Source organism: Nocardiopsis halotolerans DSM 44410 (genome assembly GCF_000341065.1).
GTDB lineage: Bacteria > Actinomycetota > Actinomycetes > Streptosporangiales > Streptosporangiaceae > Nocardiopsis > Nocardiopsis halotolerans.
This window is the reverse complement of record NZ_ANAX01000169.1, coordinates 1-4,427: the sequence shown is the minus strand read 5'-3', so window position 1 is coordinate 4,427 and position 4,427 is coordinate 1. Positions and strand designations below refer to the sequence as shown.

The 4,427-nt window shown below is 67.4% G+C and carries 6 protein-coding genes; 3 read left to right on the top strand and 3 right to left on the bottom strand.

Annotated features, from left to right (window positions below; translation table 11 throughout):
• Positions 1-239: 239 nt before the first annotated feature.
• Entirely contained in the window at positions 240-737 is a 498-nt protein-coding gene (locus D455_RS0113065; protein ID WP_017571169.1) for an ATP-binding protein, read from the bottom strand.
• Between the two features lie 181 nt (positions 738-918).
• On the opposite strand from D455_RS0113065, the gene D455_RS0113060 reads away from it, so the two are divergent.
• Together D455_RS0113060 and D455_RS0113055 are read left to right on the top strand one after the other, a co-directional pair.
• Positions 919-1,746 (top strand): helix-turn-helix domain-containing protein, encoded by an 828-nt coding sequence (locus D455_RS0113060; protein WP_026122588.1) that lies wholly within the window; start codon positions 919-921, stop codon positions 1,744-1,746.
• The gene (locus D455_RS0113055; RefSeq protein ID WP_017571167.1) at positions 1,736-1,921 is read left to right on the top strand and encodes a DUF397 domain-containing protein; all 186 of its coding nucleotides are present in this window, start codon (positions 1,736-1,738) and stop codon (positions 1,919-1,921) included. The genes D455_RS0113060 and D455_RS0113055 overlap by 11 nt, the downstream gene beginning before the upstream one ends.
• Before the next feature lie 40 nt (positions 1,922-1,961).
• Here D455_RS0113055 and D455_RS0113050 read toward each other — a convergent pair whose 3' ends face one another.
• Complete coding sequence (locus D455_RS0113050) at positions 1,962-2,492, bottom strand: NUDIX domain-containing protein (protein WP_017571166.1); 531 nt, start codon at positions 2,490-2,492, stop codon at positions 1,962-1,964.
• 43 nt (positions 2,493-2,535) lie between these two features.
• Entirely contained in the window at positions 2,536-3,333 is a 798-nt protein-coding gene (locus tag D455_RS0113045) for an NAD(P)H-dependent oxidoreductase (protein ID WP_026122587.1), read from the bottom strand.
• Positions 3,334-3,413: 80 nt separating this feature from the next.
• On the opposite strand from D455_RS0113045, the gene D455_RS0113040 reads away from it, so the two are divergent.
• Positions 3,414-4,355 carry an AraC family transcriptional regulator gene (locus D455_RS0113040; protein WP_017571164.1) on the top strand — a complete coding sequence of 314 codons (942 nt, stop codon included), beginning with the start codon at positions 3,414-3,416 and terminating at the stop codon, positions 4,353-4,355.
• The last annotated feature ends 72 nt before the right edge of the window (positions 4,356-4,427 follow it).

Genomic DNA, 4,427 nt, shown 5'->3' with positions numbered 1-4,427 from the left:
CTAACACCGGGCCGGGGCGCCTCCACGTCTTGTGTCTTCGGTGTGTGGGGAGTGGGCGGGTGTCATTGGCCCCGGGGTCATACGCCACCCGGAACTGCGCTTCCCACCCACACCACACAAAGGGCATAAACGGCCCGAACCCCGTGAAAATGGCGCCGCTTCCGCCGGGCTGGTTGATGTTCGCTTGGTTAAGCGAGGTTCTTCAATACCGGCCGCTGGGAAACGTCACCGCGTTCGGATCACAGCGGCAGACGGGTCCGCCCGGAACGGTCGAAAGCGGCACGAACCGTCAACGGCCCGCCTTCCTTCCCGGAGAAGTCCCAGTACAGGGCCAGGGCGTCCACCAGAGCCAGGCCGTATCCGCCCTCGACCAGCACGGATTCCGGTTTCCCCACGCCGAACTTGGTGGAGGCCGTGGGCACAGTGACCTTCCTGCCCGGCCAGGGGCCGTCGTCGGTGACCCGGAGCAGGAACAGGTGCGGGCGCCGCTGGATCTCGATCCTCACCCGGCCGCCCAGAAGGCCTGAGGCGGTGTGCTTCAGCGCGTTGGCGTGCAGCTCGGCCAGGGACACCAGCAGCGGGTGGGCCGCGCCGGGTGTGGTCCTGGTGGCCTGCATCGCCCACCGGCGTGCGGCCCGCACGTGGTGGAGGTCGGCCCCGCACACCAGGCCGCTGGTGTCGGGGTCGGTGTGGCGGATACGCCTGGGCAAGTCGAGGGAGGTCTGAGCCGGGGTCATGGATTTCCACCGGGTCCTTTCGCCGTGGTCGTGATCGCTGTGCGTGAGCCCACAACGAAAGGATGCGGCCCCGCGAAAAGGATCCGTAAGCACGTCCGGATAACCCATGAATCTTCCAGGGGCTTCTGGAATCTTCTGGAATTCCTCCATGGCGCATGCCGTGGTGTGGTCATATGAACGCATGACCCCTGACGAACGCACCTTGAAGGTTTTCGGGCGCGAGCTACGCAGGCTCCGAAACGAGGCCGAGCTGACCCAAGAAGCCGTCGCACGCCGTATCAGCCAGCGCGGCACGACGATCAGCAACTCCCACCTCTCCGACATCGAAATCGGCAAGGCGATGGCCCGACCCTGGCTGCGTCGTGCCCTTGACGAGACCCTGCACGGCGGTGGCCGCCTGGAGCGGCTGTGGGAGGAATTGACGGGCTCGGGACGGCGCGCGTGGCTGCACGAGGTCGCCGAGCGCACCCATGCCGCCGATGCCCTGTACGAGTACCAGGCGCTGGTGTTCCCGGTGTATCTCCAGACCGAGGCCTACTCGCGAGCCGTGATCCGCTACGGTGCTCCTTGGTTGTCGGCGAACGAACTCGCCGAGCGCGCCCAGCAGAGGGCTCGCAGGGCGCAGCAGATGGCCAGGGCGCTCTCGCCCGTCATCTGGCTCGTGGTCGATCAGTCCCTGCTCATGCGCCGCTACGGTTCATCCCAGGTGCAGCTGGAACAGCTCGAATACGTGATGGACCTGGTGGAGAAGGAACGCGTCAACCTGCTGGTCGTCCCGGTGGACGAGCCGCGCCACGCGGGCAACAACGGCCCCTTCCGGGTCATCACATCGGCTGACCAGCCCGAGGTGGTCTACGTGGAGTCCGCTCACCAGGGTCAGATCATCACCGCGACCAACGAGGTGGGGCGCTACCGGATGTGGTTCGCGGCCTTGCAGGGCGTGGCCTGGGGACCAGATGAGACGCTCATTGCCATCCGTAACGAGATGAAGAGGATCAATGGTGACTGAGTGGCACAAGTCGTCCTACAGCGGCGGCAACAACGAGTGCGTCGAGGTCCGCGAGCACAGCACCGGCGCGGACGTGCGCGACACCCAGAACCGCTCGCGCGGCCAGCTCGCCTTCACCCCGTCCGCGTGGGGCGCATTCCTCGTCTCCCTTGCCCAGGCGGACAGGAACGGATAGCGACCCCGTAACCGATATTCGGGGGTACGGGCTCGGGAGGTCATACCAGGGTGAGTGCCCGGTACAGCGCGACGACGGTGGAGGCGCCGACGACCTCTCCCCGGTCGATCATCTCCACCGCCTCCTCCAACGGCCACCAGCGGACCTCCTGGGCCTCGTTGACGTCCGGAGGGGTGTCGGTGAGGTCGGCGCCCCGGGCCAGGTAGATGATCTGGGGCTGGTCCAACGATCCGATGGCGGGCTGGAAGGTCACCATGTGCTCCATCGAGCGGGGCCGCCACCCGGTCTCCTCCTCGACCTCGCGTGCCGCAGCGGCCCCGATGTCCTCGGCACCGTCGACGTAACCACCGGGCAGCTCCCACACCCACCGGTCGATGATGAACCGGTGCCGCCGCATCAGCAGGACTTCGCGCTGGTCGTCGACCACGAGCGTCATCGCCGCCGGGGGCATGGTCACGACGTACTGGGTGAAGGACACACCGTCCGGAAGGGTCACGTCGACGGTGGAGAGGCGGATGTGCCGGTTCTGGTCCACGAGCTTCTCGCCGTGGACCGTCCATCGGGTGCTCACACCGGCACCCTAGGCCAGCACCGCGCCACCCTCACCTGGTCGTTCAATCTCTGTAGTGGATGGCCAGGTCCGTACGTCCGGGATGGACATCCTTGCGCAGGGCTCGGCTCTCCCGGTCATAGTCCCCGTCCAGGAGCCGACGGTAGGGGCGGCCGCTCTCGCCGGACAGACCGGCAAGCCGCTCGGCCAGGCGATCAGCCTGCTGTTCCCGGCCCGCGAGGTCGATGCCGTCCGCGTCATACACCACGTGGAGGTCCAGAGCTTCGATGCCCACGTACCACAGGGCGCCGTGGGTAAGCGGGAACAGCAGTGATTCGAGATCGCCGCTGACGCCGCGCGGCCCCAGAGTGCGCTGGTCATCGCCGGCGGTGACGATGACGAGTGCCTTCCGTCCCATCAGCCGTCCGTCCCCATACCGGCGCGGCAGGCCTGTGGCCTCGTCGAACTCACCCTGGGCGAACCCGGTCTGCAGCACGCGGTCGAGCCACCCCTTCAGCATCGCCGGTGGTCCGTACCACCAGAGCGGGAACTGGAGCACCAGCAGCTCGGCAGCGGCGAGCCTCTCCTGCTCACGCCTCACCTCGGGTTCCACCTCTCCCCGCGCGTAGGCGTCGCCCGTCAGCTCAGCGAGGTTTCCCGGGGCTGCGGACAGGCTTCCCAGGTCGCGCTCGCTGAGTGCCGGGTCGAACCCGTCGGCGTAGAGGTCGGAGACCGTCACCTCATACTGTTCGGACAGTGCGGCACTCCCAGCACGGAGCAGGTGCCGGTTCAGCGAATCGGGCCGGGGGTGGGTGTAGACCCAGTGGGCACGGCCTGGCGTTGGTTCGTGAAAGGAGTTCATGCCCCCATCACACCCGACTCTGGCGAGACGGAGAATCGCCAGAAGTCTCATATCGATAATCCATCGTCTAAGGTGGCACGGTGGACACTCTGACTGATGTGCTCAACCACATCCGATCGTCCGGAGCACTGCTGGGCCGGACCCTGGCGAACCCGCCCTGGTCCGCCACGTTCGCGGAACGGGCCTCCCTGTCCCTGGTCACGATGCTCCACGGCCAGGCATGGATCGTGGACGGCGGCGAGTCCCATCGGCTGGGGTCCCAGGACATAGCCGTCGTCGTGGGACCGGCCCCCTTCGCTGTGACCAGCGACCCTGAAGCAAGCCCCGCGCCCATGTACGTCCAGACCGAGGCCGGGGTCTGTCTTGATGGTGCGGGCAACACCGCTGACAGCATCGCGTTGGGCATCCGCACCTGCGGAACGCAGCTGGATGCCGACGACACCATGCTGACTGGGTCCTTCACCGTGACGGGACGCGTAGCCGACCGGTTGTTGGGCGCCCTGCCGCGAGTGTTCGTGGTGCCGCGCGCGGCCCAGCGCACCGCGGCCCTGCAGCTGCTGGAGGCCGAGATCCTTCGCGAGGAGCCCGGTCAGCAGGCCATTCTGGACCGGCTGCTGGATCTGGTGCTGGTCGGTGCGTTGCGGGACTGGTTCGCGCTCCCCGGGACGAAGGCCCCCGGCTGGTACCGGGCAAGCTCGGATCCGGTGGTGGGGACCGCACTCGCAGCCATCCACGATGCTCCTCACCATCCATGGACCATCGAACTGCTGGCCCGTCGGGCTCATGTCTCGCGCGCCACGCTGGCACGGCGGTTCACCGCTCTGCTGGGAGAGCCCCCGATGTCCTATCTGACCAGCTGGCGGCTGTGCGTGGCCGCCGATCTCCTCGAACGCGATGACGCCACGGTGGAGTCCGTCGCGCGCGAGGTCGGCTATTCCGGAGCCTACGCTCTGAGCACGGCGTTCCACCGCGAATACGGCATCCGTCCCAGCCAGTACCGTCGCGCGCCAGTTCGGCCCTGAACAGCGAGCGGAACACAACAGCGCACACGAGGACGTTCCGCCCGCACAAGGGCAGCGGGGATCGCCGTGGTC